Raw genomic sequence first — 16,694 nt, forward strand, 5'->3', positions numbered from 1 at the left:
GGGCCGATCGGGACGTCAGCCGGAGGCCGGCTCAGCCCTCGTCGTCGCCCAGGATCGAGCGCAGGCGCTTGGGCGCCGGCGCGTCGTCGGAGCTGCCGCCCTCGCTCGGGACGGCCAGCGCCTCGAGTTGCTGGGTGAAGTAGCTCTTGAGGCGGGAGCGGTACTCGCGCTCGAAGGAGCGCAGGTTCTCGACCTCGCTGTTGAGCTTGTCGCGCTCGCGCTCGAGGTCGCCGAACATCTGCTGGCGGCGCTCGGAGGTCTCCGAGTCGAGCATCTGGGCACGGGTGTGCGCGTCGGCCTCGAGGCGCTCGGCGCGGGCCTTGCTCTCCGACTCCAGGCGCTCGGCCTTGGTGCGGGCCTCGCCGATGATCTTGTCGGCCTCGTTCTTGGCGTCCTCGACGAGCTCGTCGGCGTTGCGGGTGGCGATCTCGAGGAGGCGGGCCGCGGCGTTGGACGCCTCGGGAACCGTCTCGACGCGGATCGTCTCCACGCCACCACTGGGGGCGACCGGAGCGGGCTCGGCGACCGCGACCGGAGCAGGCTCCGGCGTCGGCACGGGCGCAGGGGCAGGGGTGGGGGTCACCGACTGGGCCGAAGCGAGCTTCGTGCGCAGATCGTCGTTCTCCTTGGTAAGGCGCGCGAGCTCCGCCTCCACCTCGTCCAGGAACTGGTCGACCTCACCCATGTCGTAGCCCTCGCGCAGCCGGACCGGCGTAAAGCGCTTGTTGCTCACGTCCTCAGGCGTCAGCGGCATGACCTCACCTATCTATCGGGGAACACACGACGGCGGAGCCGGGCCGACACCCGAGGGGACCTCGGGGGACACGACGTCGTCGTCGAATCGTCAGGTTCGCGTCGAACAATAGCCCCAACCATGGGGCTGGTGTGACCCGCGGGGTCGCGGGTCTCACCATCGGGCGCTCAGAGCCCGAAGATCGCCACGGTGAGCTGGAGCAGGATCCAGGCGATCACCATGACGAGCAGGAAGCTGAGGTCGAGGGCGAAGTTGCCCAGCCGCAGCGGAGGGATCACCTTGCGCAGCGCCTTGATGGGCGGATCGGTGGCCGAGTAGACCCCCTCGAGCAGCACCAGCAGGACGCCGGAGGGCTGCCACGAGCGCGCGAAGATCATCACCCAGTCGACGATGAAGCGCACCCACATCAGGGCGATGAAGACCCACAGGATCGAGTAGATGATCGAGCCGACGACCTGCACGTGGGTCCTGGTCCTCCCTATGTCGCCGGCGCAAGGACGCCGGGGCGGCCGCGCCTGGCGGCGTCAGCTCTGGTTGAAGAAGCCACTCTCGGTCATCCGGGCCCGGTCCTCGGCCGTCACGGTGACGTTCGGGGGCGAGAGCAGGAAGACCTTGTTGGTGACGCGCTCGATGGTGCCACGGGTGGCAAACACCAGGCCGGCGGCGAAGTCGACGAGCCGCTTGGCGTCGGCGTCGCCCATCTCGGTGAGGTTCATGATGACCGGGATGCCGTCACGGAAGTGTTCCCCGACGGTGCGGGCCTCGTTGTAGGTGCTGGGGTGCAGGGTGATGATGCGGGTCATCTCGGCCGCTCGCTCGGGACTGGGGACGGGCGTGGGACGACGCCGTTCGGCGAGGTCGGAGACCGACGCGCGCGCCTCGCGGCGCTCGGGACGGCCGGCCCGCGCGGTGGCGAGGGCCTGGGTCTCGATGGTGTGGTCGTCGTCGCCGTCGTACTCGTCGTACCGGCCGGTGTCCTCGAGCAGGCCGAGGTACTCACCGATCCTGCGCATCGCGCCGCTCATGACTGTCCTCCGGTGGTGATGCGCCCAGGGGGCGCCTGCGAGTGTGAACCTACTGGACCCGGGGCCTCGAACCGAGGATTGCCGAGCCGATGCGTACGTGTGTCGCGCCGACCGCGACGGCCTGCTCGAGGTCGCCGCTCATGCCGGCCGAGAGCGTGGTCGCCCCCGGGTGGTCGGCCAGGAGCTCCGCGCGGAGGTCGGCGAGGCGCGCGAAGGCGGCGGCGGGGTCCTCCCCGAGCGGTGCGACGGCCATCAGGCCGGCGAGCCGCAGGTGGTCGGCCTCCTCGACCGCGGCGGCGAGGTCGAGCAGACCCGCGGGTTCGACCCCCGATCGCTGATCGCGACCGGGCGGGTCGAGGCTGACCTGCACCAGCACGTCGACCACCGCCCCACGCGCCGCGGCACCGCGGTCGAGGGGCGCGATCAGCTTGGGGCGGTCGACGGACTCCACGACGTCGGCGTAGCCGGCGACCGCTGCGGCCTTGTTGCTCTGCAGGCCGCCGATGAAGTGCCAGCGCAGACCGAGGTCGGCGCACTCGGCCGCCTTGGCCTCCGCCTCCTGGTGGCGGTTCTCCCCCACCTCGGCGACCCCGAGCCCGGCGAGCAGGCGCACGTCGGAGGCCGGGAAGTACTTGGTGACCACGACCAGGCCGACCTCGGCGGGATCGCGCCCCGCCGCGGTGGCCGCGGTCGCGATGCGCGCCTGCACGGCCGCGAGGTTGGCCGCGAGCTCCTCGGCCCGGCTCACGGGGCGCTCCCGGACGTCGGGTCGAGGCGGATCAGCGCGCCGAGGCGGCCGGCGTCGGCGCCGTCGCGCCGATGGGAGAACAGGTCGGTGCGCTCGCGGGTGCACCCGGGCACGGTGACGACGTCGTCGACGCCCGCCGCGACGAGCTGCGCGCGCACCCCGGCCCCGAGGTCGAGGGACGGCGTCCCGCTCCAGGTGGTCTGCACGGTGTCGGGCAGCAGCGCCCCGACCTCGGCGCGCATCGCGAAGGGCACCTCGTAGCAGTGCCCGCACACGTGAGGACCGATCCAGGCGTGCAGGCGCCGGGCGCCGAGGCCGCGCATCGCCTCCACCGCGGCCGGCACCACGCCGGCGACGACGCCCTCGCGTCCGGCGTGGGCCGCCCCGACGACGCCCGCGTCGGGATCGGCCAGCAGGACGGGGACGCAGTCGGCCATCCGGACCATCAGGGTGACCCCGGCTCGGGCGGTGACGATCGCGTCGGCCTCCGGGCGCACGTAGCCCGGACCCAGGGGCGTGGAGTCGTCGACGACCGCCACCTCGCGGCCGTGCACCTGCACCAGGTCGGCGAGCTCGTCGTCGGGGGCGAAGTCGGCGCGCAGCAGACGCAGGTTCTCCTCCCGCGCAGCGGGGTCGCCGCCACCGACGAGGGCGAGGTCGAGCTCGTCGTAGGGGAACGCACTGACCCCGCCGAACCGGTCGGTGAAGGCCAGGTCGACGGGGCCGAGGCGCTGCCGGGTCAGATACACGCGCTCACTTGAGGAAGTCGGGGATGTCGAGGTCGTCGTCGTCGAACTGCACCTGGCGCGGGGCGGGGCGCGGCGCCGGCGCGGCCGGAGCGGACGGCGAGGCGGTGGGCGCCGCGGCCGGACGGGCGGCGACGGGCTCGCGCTCCTCGCGGGCCGGCTCGGCGGTACGGCCGAGGGCGGCGTCGACGGCCGCGCGGGTGTCGGCCTGCGACTGCTGCGGGCGCGGCTCGCGGCGCAGGACGGTGCCCTCGTCGCGACGCTTGGGGGTGCCGCCGTCGAAGCCCGCGGCGATGACGGTGACCCGCACCTCGTCGCCCAGGGCGTCGTCGATGGTGGCGCCGAAGATGATGTTGGCGTCGGGGTGCACGGCCTCGGCGACCAGCGCGGCGGCCTCGTTGATCTCGAAGAGGCCGAGGTCGGAGCCGCCGGCGATGGAGAGCAGGACGCCGTGCGCGCCGTCGATGCTCGCCTCGAGCAGCGGCGAGGAGACGGCCATCTCGGCGGCGGCGACCGAGCGGTCCTCGCCCCGGGCCGAGCCGATGCCCATGAGCGCGGAGCCCGCGTTGGCCATGACCGACTTCACGTCGGCGAAGTCGAGGTTGATCAGGCCCGGGGTGGTGATGAGGTCGGTGATGCCCGAGACGCCCTGGAGCAGCACCTGGTCGGCCTGCTTGAAGGCGTCGAGCACCGAGACGTTGCGGTCGCTGATCGAGAGCAGTCGATCGTTGGGGATGACGATCAGGGTGTCGACCTCCTCGCGCAGACCGGCGATGCCCTCCTCGGCGGAGTTGGCGCGGCGGCGTCCCTCGAAGGCGAAGGGGCGGGTGACCACGCCGATGGTGAGCGCGCCGAGCGAGCGCGCGATGCGGGCGACGACCGGGGCACCACCCGTGCCCGTACCACCACCCTCGCCGGCGGTCACGAAGACCATGTCGGCGCCCTTGAGCACCTCCTCGATCTCGTCGGCGTGGTCCTCGGCGGCCTTGCAGCCGACGTCGGGGTTGGCGCCGGCGCCGAGGCCGCGGGTGAGCTCGCGGCCGATGTCGAGCTTGACGTCGGCGTCGCTCATGAGCAGGGCCTGGGCGTCGGTGTTGATGGCGATGAACTCCACGCCCTTCAGACCGACCTCGATCATGCGGTTCACGGCGTTGACGCCGCCGCCGCCGATGCCGACGACCTTGATGATGGCCAGGTAGTTCTGTGCTGCGCCCATGGCGGCTCGCCTCCGGTGCTCGGGTGGTGTGCGGGTGGTGCTGGCTCGTCCGGCGTGTCGCTCAACCCTGACCCTCAGGTGGAGGGTTATAGTTATGTCAACCTCGCCGTGGTCACGACAGTAGGCAGCCGCGCGGGTCGATCCCGGCAGACACGCCCGACGGGTCGGCGATTTCTCGACGTGATCGGACGGCGTGGGCACATGGGGGGCGAACCGTGATGTTGTGTGGCGAAACTTCGCCCATCAACATCAGGTTTCCCCGGTCAGCCGGGGAAACCTGACGGCGGCCTCAGCCTGGATCCCGGCTAGCCCCGCGTCGTCGGCTTCGAGGGCACCGAGACGTCGTAGACCCGGGCCTGCTGGCGCAGCAGCGCTCCGAGCACCTCGGCCTTCTGGCGCGAGTTGGTGCTGTTGCCCCACTCGACCGTGCGTCCGTCGCGCAGCACCAGGGCGATGGCGTCGACGCTGCGCACGTCGATGTGGTCGACCTTGACCGCGACCTCCTGCGGCAGCGAGGTGACGACGGCCGCGGCCTCGGCGAGCGCCTCGGCCGAGGTGCCGGCGCCGGTGGTGACGGCGGGCAGGCCGACCGGGGCGGTGCGGTAGGTGCGGAAGACCACTCCCCCGGCGTCCATGCCGCGCAGCAGCCCGCCGATGCGGACGACGGCGACGGCCTGCCGCTCGGTCACGTCGATGCGCACGCCGTCGGGCCACGAGCGGGTGACGTCGGCGGAGGCGACCCCGGCCAGCGCCTCGACGCGGGTGCGGATCGCGCCGAGGTCGACGGTGGCCAGCGGGCCGCCCAGGGGCACGCGGGCCGCGTTCTCGACCTGGGCGGCGGTGAGCTGGGAGGTGCCGTGCACCTCGACCTTCGCGACCGAGAGCCACGAGCTGAACCACACCGCCCACACCGCGACCGCGGCCACCGCCACCAGGCCGAGGAGGACGAGGGCCCGGCGGGCGGTGAGCAGTCGACGTGCCCACTGGCGGCGCGCGAACCGGCGCCGCATCCGCTCCTGCGGATCGGCCGATCGACCCCGGGAACGCCCCGGGGAACGCCCCCGGGAACGCCCCGGGGAGCGCGGACGCCGAGGAGGACCCGGTCGTCGCTCAGCCATCGGCACCGCCCGCCTCGAGCAGGGCGAGCACCTCGGGGCCGACCCGCGTGATGCTGCCCGCCCCCAGCGTCAGCACGAGATCGCCCGGCCGGGCCCGGGCGGCGAGCACCGCCGCGACGTCGTCGAGGTCGGGCACGTAGTGCACCGCCTCGGGCGGCAGCGGGACGGCGTCGGCGACGAGCCGACCGGTGACCTCGGGGTCGGCGGGCTCGCGGGCGAGGTAGACGTCGAGGAGCACGACCTCGTCGGCGGCCCCGAGCGCCTCGCCCATCGCCGCCCCGAAGATGCGGGTGCGGGAGACCAGGTGGGGCTGGAAGGCCACCAGCAGCCGTCCCTCGCCGGCCAGGGCGCGCGCCGACTCCAGGTCGCCGACGATCTCGGTGGGGTGGTGGGCGTAGCTGTCGTAGACCCGCACCCCGCCGGCCTCGCCCTTGGGCTCCATGCGGCGCTTCGTGCCGGTGTAGGAGGCCAGGCCCCGCAGCAGGGCGTCGCGCTCGAGGCCGAGCTCGAGGCCCGCAGCCAGGGCGGCGAGCGCATCGGCCCGGTAGTGCTCCCCCGGCGACCACAGACGGACGCCGTCGAGCGCGGCGGGGCCGAGGTCGACCGCCGCGTCGCTGCGCGCCGACACGGTGATCACCCGTCGCCCGCCGGCCGCGTGACGGCGGCCGAGCGCGGCGGCGCCGGGGTCGTCGGCGACGACCACGAGGAAGCCGTCGGGGTCGAGGGTGGCGACGAAGTCGTCGAAGGCCGCCGCGTACGCCTCGGGGGTGCCCCAGGTGTCGAGGTGGTCGGCGTCGACGTTGGTGACGATCGCCGCGAACGGTGCGTAGTGCAGGAAGGCGCCGTCGCTCTCGTCGGCCTCGGCGACGAAGAGGTCGCCCGACCCGTCGGCGGCGTTGACGCCGGTGGCCGCGAGGTCGCCGCCGATGGCGTAGGTCGGGTCGGCCCCGGCCGTCTGGAGCGCCACGGTGAGCAGCGAGGTGGTGGTGGTCTTGCCGTGCGTGCCCGCGACGGCGACCACGCGGCGTCCGAACATGACCGAGCGCAGGGCCGCGGAGCGGGGCAGCAGGCGCAGGCCGAGCCGCCTCGCCTCGACCACCTCGGGGTTGTCCTCCTGCACCGCGGTCGAGACGACGACGGTGTCGGCCGCACCCACGTGGTCGGCGGCGTGCCCGTGGTGCACCGTCGCACCGAGGGCTCGCAGCGCCGCGAGCGTGGAACTGTCGACCCCGTCGCTGCCGCTGACCGGGACGCCGCGGGCGAGCATGATGCGCGCGATGCCCGACAGGCCGGCGCCGCCGATGCCGACGAAGTGCACGCGACCCAGCTCGGCGGCCGGGGGGACGACGTCGGGCACGGGCACCTTCATCGGCCCGCTCCCCCGGCGGTCTCGAGGACGATGCGGGCCAGCACCTCGTCGGCATCGCGGCGCATCAGCCCCGACGCCGCGGCCGACATCGCCGCGAGCCGCCCCGGGTCGGTGGCCAGTGCCGGCACGTGCTCGCGCACCCAGGCGGTGGTGAGCGCGGTGTCGTCGACCAGCAGCGCCCCGCCGGCCTCGACGACCGGGCGGGCGTTGTGGGCCTGCTCGCCGTTGCCGATCGGCAGCGGCACGAAGACCGCGGGCAGGCCGACGGCGGCGGCCTCGGTGACGCTGTTGGCCCCCGAGCGGCACACCGTGAGGTCGGCCGCGGCGTAGGCCAGGTCCATGCGGTCGGTGAACTCCACGACGACGTAGGGCACCGCACCGGTCGGACCGGGCTCTGCTCCGCCGTGCTTGCCCTGCACGTGCAGCACCTGGACGCCGGCCGCGGCCAGCGCCTCGGCCGCACCGGAGATCTCGCGGTTGAGCCGGGTCGCGCCCTGGGAGCCGCCGGTCACCAGCAGCGTCGGGCGGTCGGCGTCCAACCCGAAGTGGGCGCGGGCCTCGGCGCGCAGGGCGGCGCGGTCGAGGGTCGCGATCATCCGTCGGATCGGCAGGCCCACGAACTCCGCGCGCGGCAGCGGGGTGTCGGGGAAGCTGACGGCCACCCGCGTGGCGAGCCGGGCGCCGACCCGGTTGCCGAGGCCGGGCACGGCGTTCTGCTCGTGGACGACGATCGGCAGCCGTCGGCGCCGGGCGGCGAGGTAGGCCGGCATCGAGACGTAGCCCCCGTAGCCGACAACGACGTCGGGGCGGATGCGGTCGACGACGTCCTCAGCGGCGCGGACCGCCCGTCGCAGCTTCGCGGGCACCTTGAAGAACTCGGCGTTGGGGCGCCGCGGCAGCGGCACGGGCGGCACCAGTTCGAGCGGGTAGCCGGCGGCCGGCACGACGGTGTTCTCCAGCCCGCGGGGCGTGCCCAGGCAGGTGATCTCGACGTCGGGTCGCAGCCGACGCAGGGCATCGGCGGTGGCGAGCAGGGGCGAGGTGTGGCCGGCGGTTCCACCACCGGCGAGCAGGACGCGCATCGGTCGACAACCTAACGGGCGGGGTCGGCCCTCAGCGCATGCGGGCCGCGAGACCGGCCGAGCGGTTGCGGCGCCGTTGGGCCAGCGCGCGGGCGGCCTCGGGCTCACGACGGGCGAAGCCGACCACCAGCCCCAGCGCCACGAGCGTCGGCACGAGCGCCGAGCCGCCGTAGGAGACCAGGGGCAGCGGGATGCCGACGACCGGCAGGAGCGCCAGCACCATGCCGATGTTGATCATCATCTGGCCGATGATCCAGACCACGACGCCGAAGGTGACGTAGCGGACGAAGGTGTCATGGGTCTGGCGCGCCACCCGCAGGGCGGCGTAGGCGATGGTGAGGAAGAGGCCGATCACGAGCAGCGTGCCGATCAGGCCGAGCTCCTCGCCGAGGACGGCGAAGATGAAGTCGGTGTGGGCCTCGGGCAGCTGGCCCCACTTCTGGCGCGAGGCGCCGATGCCCTCGCCGGTGATGCCGCCGGTGGCCAGCGCGAAGAGGCCGTGGGCGGGCTGCCAGCCGGCGTCCTGGTAGTCCTTCATCGGGTCGATGAAGTTGGTGAGGCGGCCCATGCGCTCGGAGTCGGTGGTCGCCAGCCCGAAGGCCAGCACGCTCACCGCGGTGATCGCGAACCAGAACAGCTTGGCCGGGGCGCCGACGACCCAGAGCATGCCGCCGAGCAGGGCGAAGAGCACGAGCGCCGTGCCGAGGTCGTGACCGACGATGACCAAGCCGGTCATCAGCGCGATGCCGGGCACCACCGGCACGATGATCTCGTGGAGCGTGTCGAGACGGCGCTCCTTGACCGCGTAGATGTGGGCGGCCCAGATGATGAGGGCGAGCTTGGCGATCTCGGAGGGCTGGATCTGGATCGGCCCGACGGCCAGCCAGTTCTGGTTGCCGTTGATGCGCACGCCGATGAAGGCGGTCAGCACCAGCAGCCCCAGCGAGACGACGTAGCCGGGGTAGGCCAGGGCCCGGATGAGCCGCTGCGGGAGCCGGCTGGCCACGAAGGCGCACGGCAGGCCGATCGCGACCCAGACGAGCTGGCGGGTCACGACGGCGTAGGAGTTGCCGTCGTTCTGCTCGTAGGAGTACACGCTCGAGGCGCTCATCACCATGATCACGCCGATGAGCAGGAGCAGCCCCGAGGCGCCGAGCAGCAGGTAGTAGGCCGTCAGCGGCCGGTCGAGCGCCCGCTGGAGCGACTCAACGGCGTCGCGCACGGCCTCGACGGCGTAGCGCGGGGTGCCGCGGCGGGCGGGAGGCGCCAGGTACTGGGTGTCCTCCGGATTCGCGGTGGTCATCGCGTCCCTTCCGTCTCGCCCGACACGTGCGTCACATCAGTCTCAGGGGCAACACCACGGATCGCGCGCACCTCGGCGGCGTGTCGCCGGGCCGGTCGTGCCGGGATCGGCCGGCTGCTTCAGCTCAGTCGGGCAGACCGGCGACCCGGCGCAGGCCGGCACGGACGGCGTGCTGGGAGACGCCGTGCGCCCGAGCCAGGGCCGCAGCCGTCAGGGCGGCGGTGACGACCTGCGGGTCGTCGCTGCCGACGTCCTCGAGCGAGCCGATCTCGGCGGCGCTGGAGGCCCGCTCGGCGATGAAGGCGCGATCGACGAGGAACTCCTCCACGACGCCGACCATGCTGGGTGCGGGGGTGCCGAGGGTGACCCCGATCGCCCGGGCGCCCTCGACGACCTCGGCCTCGGCCACGAGCTCCTCGGTGCCGGGGTCGGCGAGCAGGTAGACGCAGGCGACCCGCACGTCGGCGTACACCCGGCCGGCCACCGCCGCGAACGCCGGGTCGGCGTCGCGCACACCGAGCAGCGCCGCGGAGTCGGCGGCCATCGTGGGCAGGTGCGTCAGCTGGACGGCGTCGATGCCGAGCACCAGGACGTCGCACGGAGCGGGGTCCATCATGACCTCGACCACCGGTCGCCCGGCGGTGCCGGCCACGGTCGCCACCACCCCGTCGGCGGCGAGGATCGCGCCGAGCCGCTCGGTGCAGGCGCCCACCAGCGCCGGGTCGGGCCCGGCGACGACGAGCCAGGGCGCGGCCACCGGTCGGGGTCGCAGCCGCCAGGCCAGCTCGGCGTCGCTCCACACGGTCAGGCCACGGGCGATCGCCTCCGCGACCAGCGGGTGGTCGTGGGCGGTTCCGGCCGGCACGACGACGAGGTCGAGGGCTTCGGGCAGCTGCGTCACCGGCTCGGCGTCCAACCGGACCCGGGCTCCGAGCACCTCCAGCAGCTCGGCCTTCTCCCGCTGGTCGGCGAGCGCGGCGGCGTCGGGGGTGGGCGAGGCGAGCACGAGCACGTCGGCCCCGAGATGGAGCAGGTTGTCGGCCGCGGCGAACCCGGCGTCTTCGAACCCGAGCACGACCGCCCGGACGCCGGCCCAGGAGTCGCTCTGCCCGAGGGAGTGCCAGGCCGGGCCCGCGGAGGTCACGTGCCGGCCACCCACTCGGCATAGAAGATGCCCATGCCGGCGGCCACGCAGATGCCGGTGATGATCCAGAAGCGGATGACGACGGTGACCTGCTCCCAGCCGAGCATCTCGAAGTGGTGGTGGATCGGGGTCATCCGGAACACCCGTCGTCCGGTGCCGGTGAGCTTGCGGCTGACCTTGAAGGTGGTCACCTGGATCATCACCGAGGCGGTCTCGAGCACGAACAGCCCGCCGAGCACGATGAGCAGCAGCTCGGTGCGGGTGAGGACGGCGAGTCCGGCGATCGCACCGCCCAGGGCGAGCGAGCCGGTGTCGCCCATGAAGATCTGAGCGGGCGAGGCGTTCCACCACAGGAACCCGAAGCAGGCGCCGGTCAGCGCGGCCGCGACGACCGCGAGGTCGAGCGGGTCGCGGACGTCGTAGCACTTGCCGTAGGTGATGTCGGACTGCCCGCACCACTGGTTGTTCTGCCAGATGTTCACGATCGTGTAGGCGCCGAAGACCATCATCGAGGCGCCGGCGGCCAGACCGTCGAGGCCGTCGGCCAGGTTCACGGCGTTCGAGGTGCCGGTGACGATGAGCCAGATGAGCACCATCGCCCCGACCATCGGCAGGCTCAGCCAGGAGATGTCGCGGATGAAGGAGACCGCCTGGGACGCCGGGGTCTGACCGCGGTCGTCCTCGAGCATCGGGCTGAGCGCGAGGGCTGCGAAGGTGAGGCCGACGATCGTCTGGCCGATGATCTTGGCCTTGCTGCGCAGGCCGAGGCTGCGCTGCTTGTAGATCTTGATGAAGTCGTCGAGGAAGCCGACCATGCCGGTGCCGACGAAGACGAGCAGCAGCAGCATCGCCGACGCGCTGGGCATCGAACGGGTGATCAGCTTGGCCAGGAAGTAGCCGAGCACCACCGCCACGACGATCGCGACGCCGCCCATGGTCGGGGTGCCGCGCTTGGTGTGGTGGCTGGTCGGGCCGTCCTCGCGGACCTCCTGGCCGTAGCCGAGCTTGGTGAACTGGCGGATCGCCACGCGGGTGCCGAGCAGCGAGAAGATCAGGCCGAAGCCGCCCGCCAACAGAATCGCCCTCATCGCAGGCCTCGCTCGTTCATCGCGGAGGATTCTGCCCCGGATCGGCCACGGATCCCCCATCCGCCGCGCCCGCCGCAGGGGTGGCGAGCAGTTCGCGGGCGACCTCGCGGTCGTCGAAGGGCGTGACGACGCCGGCGACCTCCTGGCCGGTCTCGTGGCCCTTGCCGGCGATGAGCACGATGTCGCCGGGCTCGGCCGCGGCGAGGGCGGCCGCGATGGCCGCACGGCGGTCGCCGATCTCGTGGACGACGGCGCGCTGGGCCGGGTCGACGTCCTCGATGCCGGCGAGCATCGCCGCCCGGATCGCCGCCGGGTCCTCCGAACGCGGGTTGTCGTCGGTCAGGACGAGGACGTCGGCCAGGCGCGCCGCGATGGCGGCCATGATCGGACGCTTGCCGGGGTCGCGATCGCCGCCGGCGCCGAGCACGGCGATCACGCGACCCGCCGTCAGGGGCCGCAGGGTCCCGATCGCCGCCTCGACGGCGTCCGGCTTGTGGGCGTAGTCGACGACGACGGTGATGCCCCGCTCGTTGGGGATGCGCTCGAGGCGACCGGGCACGCCGGGACCCTCGGAGATGCCGCGAGCCACGGCGGCGACGTCGAGACCGGCCTCGGCGCACGCGGCGAGGGCGGCGACGGTGTTGGCGACGTTGTACTCCCCCGCCAGCGGACAGCGCACCGGCACCCGCACGCCGCCCGGACCCGCCAGCACGAAGGAGGAGCCCTCGGACTCGGTGACGACGTCGATCGCCGTCCAGTCGGGTGCGTGCTCGGGGCGGAGCCCGAAGGTGCGTACCGGGATCGGCGCCTCGGCGGCCAGGCGGCGTCCGTGCTCGTCGTCGAGGCAGACCAGGCCGAGCCGCGCCCGCTCCGGGGTGAAGAGCGAGGCCTTCGCCCGGTAGTAGTCCTCCATGTCGGCGTGGAAGTCGAGGTGGTCGCGGCCGAGGTTGAGGAAGACCGCGACGTCGAAGACGACCCCGTCGACGCGGCCCATGACCAGCGCGTGGCTGGAGACCTCCATGGCGCACGCCTCGACGTGCTGCTCGCGCATGAGGGCGAACAGTCCGTGGAGGTCGGGGGCCTCGGGTGTGGTCAGGGCGGTCTTGACCTCGCGTCCGGCGATGCGGGTGCCGACCGTACCGACCACGGCGGCGCGGATGCCCGCAGCCTGCATCCCGCCCTCGGCGAGGCGGGTGGTGGTGGTCTTCCCCTGGGTGCCGGTCACCCCGATCATCCGCAGGGACGCCGCCGGGTCGCCGTAGACGTGCGCGGCGAGCCGGCCGAGCAGGCGGCGCGGATCGTCGACGACGAGGGTCGGCACCTGGGTCGACTCCGGGGTCGACTCCTGGGTCGACATCTCGGCGGCGCCGGCGGGATCGGTGAGCACCGCCACCGCACCCGCGGCCACCGCGGCGGCCGCGTAGGTCGCCCCGTGCGCGCGGGCGCCGGGCAGCGCCGCGTAGAGGTCGCCGGGGCGCACCCGCTGGGAACTGAGCGAGAGCCCGCTGACGACCACCCGGTCGGCGCCGTCGGGGGCGGCGACGCCGACGACGGCCGCGAGCTCGGCGAGCGGCGTGGCGGGCGGGCGCTCGGGCCGGACGTCGCCGGGCACCGCGCTCACCACTCGACGGGCAGGCTCGAGGGCCGGGTACCGGTCGGCGGGACGCCGTAGCGGCGCAGTGCGTAGCTCATGATCTGGGAGAATGCCGGTCCGGCGACCGAACCGCCACCTCCGCCGTTGCGCGGGTTCTGCACCACCACGTAGATCGTGAAGCGCGGCGAGTCGGCGGGTGCGAAGCCCGCGAAGGAGACGGTGAAGGTGCCGTCGTAGCAGCCGCACTCGCTGTTCGCGCGCTGCGCGGTTCCGGTCTTGCCCGCCACGCGGTAGCCCGGCACCTGCGCACCCGGCGCCACACCGGCCTCGGGGTCGACGACGCGCTCCATCATCAGCGCCATCTGGTGGGCGGCGTCGGAGGAGATCACCCGGCGCTCGCGCACGTCGTCCGAGCCGACGGTCTGCCCGTCGTCGGTGGTGGCGCTGCCGAGGATCACGCTGGGGTCGACGCGCACGCCGCCGTTGGCGACGGTGTTGACGGCGGCGGCCATCTGCAGGGCGTTGACCGAGACCGACTGGCCGAACGCGACGCGGTCCTGGGTCTGGCTGGTCCAGGCGCTACCGCCGGGCAGGATGCCGGCGGACTCGCCGCGGATGCCGGTGTCGGTGGCGCGGCCGAGGCCGAAGCGGCTGAGGTAGGAGTGCAGCTGGCCGGGCGCGAACTTGTCGGCCGCCAGCACGGTGCCGATGTTGGAGGACTTCGCGATGACGCCGGCGAGGGTCAGCTTGATGGTGCCGTGCGGGAACCAGTCGTGGATGACGCGGTCCTGGCGGGCCAGGGAGCCCGGCACCAGCAGACGGGTGCGGTCGGTGACCTTGCCGGCATCGATGAGCGAGGAGAGCGTGAGCACCTTCTCCACCGAGCCGGGCTCGTAGACGTCGCTGACCGACCGCGCGCCGAGGTCCTCCTTCGGCGACTCCAGCGGCTCGTTGGCGTCGAAGGTCGGGTAGTCGGCCAGCGAGAGCACCTGGCCGGTGCGGGTGTCGAGCACGACGGCGGCGCCGGAGTCGGCCCGCGCGTCCTCGACGGTCTTGCGGAGCACGCGCTGGGTGTACCACTGCAGGTCGCGGTCGATGGTCGTGTGCAGGTCCTGGCCGTCGACGGCCGGGACGACGGTGCTCTGCCCCAGCGGGATGCGGTTGCCGTTGCTGACGCTGTCGACGGTGTAGCGCGCCGATCCGTCGCGGCCGGCGAGGACGTCGTCGAACGTCGCCTCGAAGCCGGCGAGCGGGCGCGCCGTCCCGTTCTCGTGCGGGGTGCCGAGGAAGCCGATGAGGTTGGCCGCGACGTCGCCGCCCGGGTAGAGGCGCACCGGGTCGCGGCGCGTGCTGAGGCCGTCGAAGCCCATCGCCTTCGCCCGGGCGACGACCTTGGTGGCCAGCGCGGCCGGCACGGCCCGTGCGATGTACTGGAACCGGGAGGCGGTGTCGCGCAGCCGCGGCAGGATCGTGAAGTAGTCGACGTGCAGGCGCTGGGCCAGGAAGCGTGCGAGCTCGGGGGCCCGGTCGGTCTCGTTGCCGTCCTTGTCGGTGTTCACCAGCAGCGGGTCGGCGATGATCATCAGCCCGTCGACGGACTCGGCCATCACCTCGCCGTTGCGGTCGAGGATCCGTCCGCGGTCGGCGGGCAGGACGACGTCGACGGTGCCCTCGGAGGCTGCGAGTGCGGCGTACGCGCCGGGGTCGACCGCCTGGAGCTGGACGAGGCGGGCGCCGAAGACCGAGAACACCATGGCGATGACCACGAAGCCGATGCGCAGGCGGAACTGCGGGGCACCGCGGCGGACGCCGGACTCGCGGCGCAGCCGGCCCTCCCGCCGGGGGCTCATCGACGACCGCCCCGGGCCGAGCCGTCGTTCTTTTTCTCGTTCTTCTTCCCGTCGTTCTTCTTCTCATCCGAGGCACCTCGCCCGGACGCCGTGTCCGCGGTGTCGGCGCGGTCCTCGGGGAGCACGCCCTCCGGCGGCGGGACGATCTTCACCCGCGGCCGCGGAGCGAGCTCGGCGGGCAGCACGGGCGGGGCCGGGTCGAGCGCGACGCGGGTGCTGATCGAGGCGGCCTCGCGGTCGCCGACGACACGTCCGGTGCGCAGGTCGAGGAAGAGCGGGGCCTCGGGGATGGCCATGCCCAGGCGCTGGGCGCGTCGGGCGATCGCCTGCGGGTCCTGGAGCCGCTGGATCTCCATGGCGAGCGCCTGCTCGCGGGCCGAGAGGACGTCGGCCTGGTCCTGGAGCGAGCTGACGGTGAAGGAGGACTGCTGCATCGAGGTGTTGAAGAACAGCAGCCCGACCACGCCCCCGAGGAGCAGCACGCTCACCAGGGTGACGAACGGCACCCGGGCCGCCTGCACGCGCGCCCGGGGGACGACGCTGAGCCGCGCCCGCTCGACCGCGGACTCCGCCACCCGGGGCAGGCTGCGCGCCGCCCCCGACGACGTCCGACCGAACTCACTCATCACGCGGCTCCCTTGCCTCGACCACTGCCCCGACCACTGCCCCGACCACTCGCACGACCCCGACCGCTGCCTGCGCCGGCCTCGCCGTCCCGCACCCGCTCGACGGCCCGCAGGCGCACCGAGGCGGCCCGCGGGTTCTCGGCGATCTCCGCCTCCGTCGCCTTCTCCGCGCCGCGGGTGACGGAGCGGAACGGCGGCTCGCTGCCGGCCGGCACGAACGGGAGGTCGTCGGGGACGTCGAGGGTCGTGACGGCGGCGAAGGCCTGCTTGACCATGCGGTCCTCGAGGGAGTGGTAAGCCTCGACGACGACCCGGCCGCCGACGCCGACGGCCCTCAGCGCGGCGGGCAGCGCCCGGCGCAGCACCTCAAGCTCGTCGTTGACCTCGATGCGCAACGCCTGGAAGGTGCGCTTGGCCGGGTGCCCTCCGGTGCGCCGGGCAGGTGCCGGGATCTCGGCGTAGAGCAGCTCGACCAGACGCCCGGAGGTGGTGAAGGGCGCCTTCTCGCGCTCGCGCACCACGGCGGCGGCGATCTTGCGGGCGAACTTCTCCTCGCCGTAGTCGCGCAGGATGCGGGTCAGCTCGGCCGGCTCGGCGGTGTTGAGCACGTCGGCCGCCGTCCGGCCGCGGCTGCCGTCCATCCGCATGTCGAGGGGCGCGTCCTCGGCGTAGGCGAAGCCGCGCTCGCGCAGGTCGAGCTGCATCGAGGAGACGCCGAGGTCGAAGAGCACCGCGTCGACGTGGTCGAGCCCCAGCCCGGCGAGGACGTCGGGGATCTCGTCGTAGACCGCGTGGACGCCGGTGAACCGGTCACCGAAGCGGGCGAGCCGCTCGCCGGCGCGCCGCTGGGCCTCGGGGTCGCGGTCGATGCCCACGACCCGGGCCGCCGGGCAGCGCTCGAGCACGGCCTCGCTGTGCCCCCCGAGGCCGAGGGTGCAGTCGACGAGCACCGCACCCTCCTGCTCGAGCGCGGGCGCGAGGAGCGCGACGACCCGGTCGAGCATGACCGGGACGTGGAGCGGGGCCGGCAT

16 protein-coding genes are annotated in these 16,694 nt (G+C 73.5%); all 16 read right to left on the minus strand.

Going from position 1 to position 16,694, the window contains the following annotated elements; translation table 11 throughout:
* Positions 1-31: 31 nt before the first annotated feature.
* Positions 32-754 (minus strand): DivIVA domain-containing protein, encoded by a 723-nt coding sequence (locus ABD671_RS00850; protein WP_344731293.1) that lies wholly within the window; start codon positions 752-754, stop codon positions 32-34.
* Positions 755-921: 167 nt separating this feature from the next.
* On the minus strand, positions 922-1,215 hold the full coding sequence (locus ABD671_RS00855; protein ID WP_344731294.1) for a YggT family protein: 294 nt from the start codon (positions 1,213-1,215) through the stop codon (positions 922-924).
* A gap of 63 nt (positions 1,216-1,278) precedes the next feature.
* Positions 1,279-1,779, minus strand: coding sequence for a cell division protein SepF (locus ABD671_RS00860; RefSeq protein ID WP_344731295.1), 501 nt, complete (start codon positions 1,777-1,779; stop codon positions 1,279-1,281).
* Positions 1,780-1,828: 49 nt separating this feature from the next.
* Complete coding sequence (locus ABD671_RS00865; RefSeq protein WP_344731296.1) at positions 1,829-2,527, minus strand: YggS family pyridoxal phosphate-dependent enzyme; 699 nt, start codon at positions 2,525-2,527, stop codon at positions 1,829-1,831.
* Positions 2,524-3,276: a purine nucleoside phosphorylase YfiH/LACC1 family protein gene (locus tag ABD671_RS00870; protein ID WP_344731297.1), complete on the minus strand. Its 753-nt coding sequence runs from the start codon at positions 3,274-3,276 to the stop codon at positions 2,524-2,526. The genes ABD671_RS00865 and ABD671_RS00870 overlap by 4 nt, the downstream gene beginning before the upstream one ends.
* 4 nt (positions 3,277-3,280) lie before the next feature.
* Entirely contained in the window at positions 3,281-4,489 is a 1,209-nt protein-coding gene (ftsZ, locus tag ABD671_RS00875; RefSeq protein ID WP_344731298.1) for a cell division protein FtsZ, read from the minus strand.
* A 305-nt stretch (positions 4,490-4,794) separates the two neighbouring features.
* Positions 4,795-5,499 (minus strand): cell division protein FtsQ/DivIB, encoded by a 705-nt coding sequence (locus tag ABD671_RS00880; RefSeq protein WP_344731299.1) that lies wholly within the window; start codon positions 5,497-5,499, stop codon positions 4,795-4,797.
* Between the two features lie 100 nt (positions 5,500-5,599).
* Entirely contained in the window at positions 5,600-6,976 is a 1,377-nt protein-coding gene (gene murC, locus ABD671_RS00885) for a UDP-N-acetylmuramate--L-alanine ligase (protein ID WP_344731300.1), read from the minus strand.
* Entirely contained in the window at positions 6,973-8,058 is a 1,086-nt protein-coding gene (murG, locus tag ABD671_RS00890) for an undecaprenyldiphospho-muramoylpentapeptide beta-N-acetylglucosaminyltransferase (RefSeq protein ID WP_344731301.1), read from the minus strand. The genes murC and murG overlap by 4 nt, the downstream gene beginning before the upstream one ends.
* Positions 8,059-8,089: 31 nt before the next feature.
* A complete protein-coding gene (ftsW, locus tag ABD671_RS00895; RefSeq protein ID WP_344731302.1) occupies positions 8,090-9,361 on the minus strand; it encodes a putative lipid II flippase FtsW in 1,272 nt (423 codons plus the stop codon).
* Positions 9,362-9,485: 124 nt separating this feature from the next.
* On the minus strand, positions 9,486-10,505 hold the full coding sequence (locus tag ABD671_RS00900) for a Mur ligase family protein (RefSeq protein WP_344731303.1): 1,020 nt from the start codon (positions 10,503-10,505) through the stop codon (positions 9,486-9,488).
* Complete coding sequence (gene mraY / locus ABD671_RS00905; RefSeq protein WP_344731304.1) at positions 10,502-11,593, minus strand: phospho-N-acetylmuramoyl-pentapeptide-transferase; 1,092 nt, start codon at positions 11,591-11,593, stop codon at positions 10,502-10,504. The genes ABD671_RS00900 and mraY overlap by 4 nt, the downstream gene beginning before the upstream one ends.
* Positions 11,594-11,609: 16 nt before the next feature.
* Positions 11,610-13,214 carry a UDP-N-acetylmuramoyl-L-alanyl-D-glutamate--2,6-diaminopimelate ligase gene (locus tag ABD671_RS00910; RefSeq protein ID WP_344731305.1) on the minus strand — a complete coding sequence of 535 codons (1,605 nt, stop codon included), beginning with the start codon at positions 13,212-13,214 and terminating at the stop codon, positions 11,610-11,612.
* Positions 13,211-15,037, minus strand: coding sequence for a peptidoglycan D,D-transpeptidase FtsI family protein (locus ABD671_RS00915; RefSeq protein ID WP_344731306.1), 1,827 nt, complete (start codon positions 15,035-15,037; stop codon positions 13,211-13,213). Before ABD671_RS00915 ends, ABD671_RS00910 begins: the two co-directional genes overlap by 4 nt.
* Positions 15,034-15,663: a cell division protein FtsL gene (gene ftsL / locus ABD671_RS00920; RefSeq protein WP_344731307.1), complete on the minus strand. Its 630-nt coding sequence runs from the start codon at positions 15,661-15,663 to the stop codon at positions 15,034-15,036. Before ftsL ends, ABD671_RS00915 begins: the two co-directional genes overlap by 4 nt.
* Entirely contained in the window at positions 15,663-16,694 is a 1,032-nt protein-coding gene (gene rsmH / locus ABD671_RS00925) for a 16S rRNA (cytosine(1402)-N(4))-methyltransferase RsmH (protein ID WP_344731308.1), read from the minus strand. Before rsmH ends, ftsL begins: the two co-directional genes overlap by 1 nt.

The sequence above is a fragment of the Nocardioides fonticola genome (assembly GCF_039536805.1).
GTDB classification, from domain to species: Bacteria; Actinomycetota; Actinomycetes; order Propionibacteriales; family Nocardioidaceae; genus Nocardioides; species Nocardioides fonticola.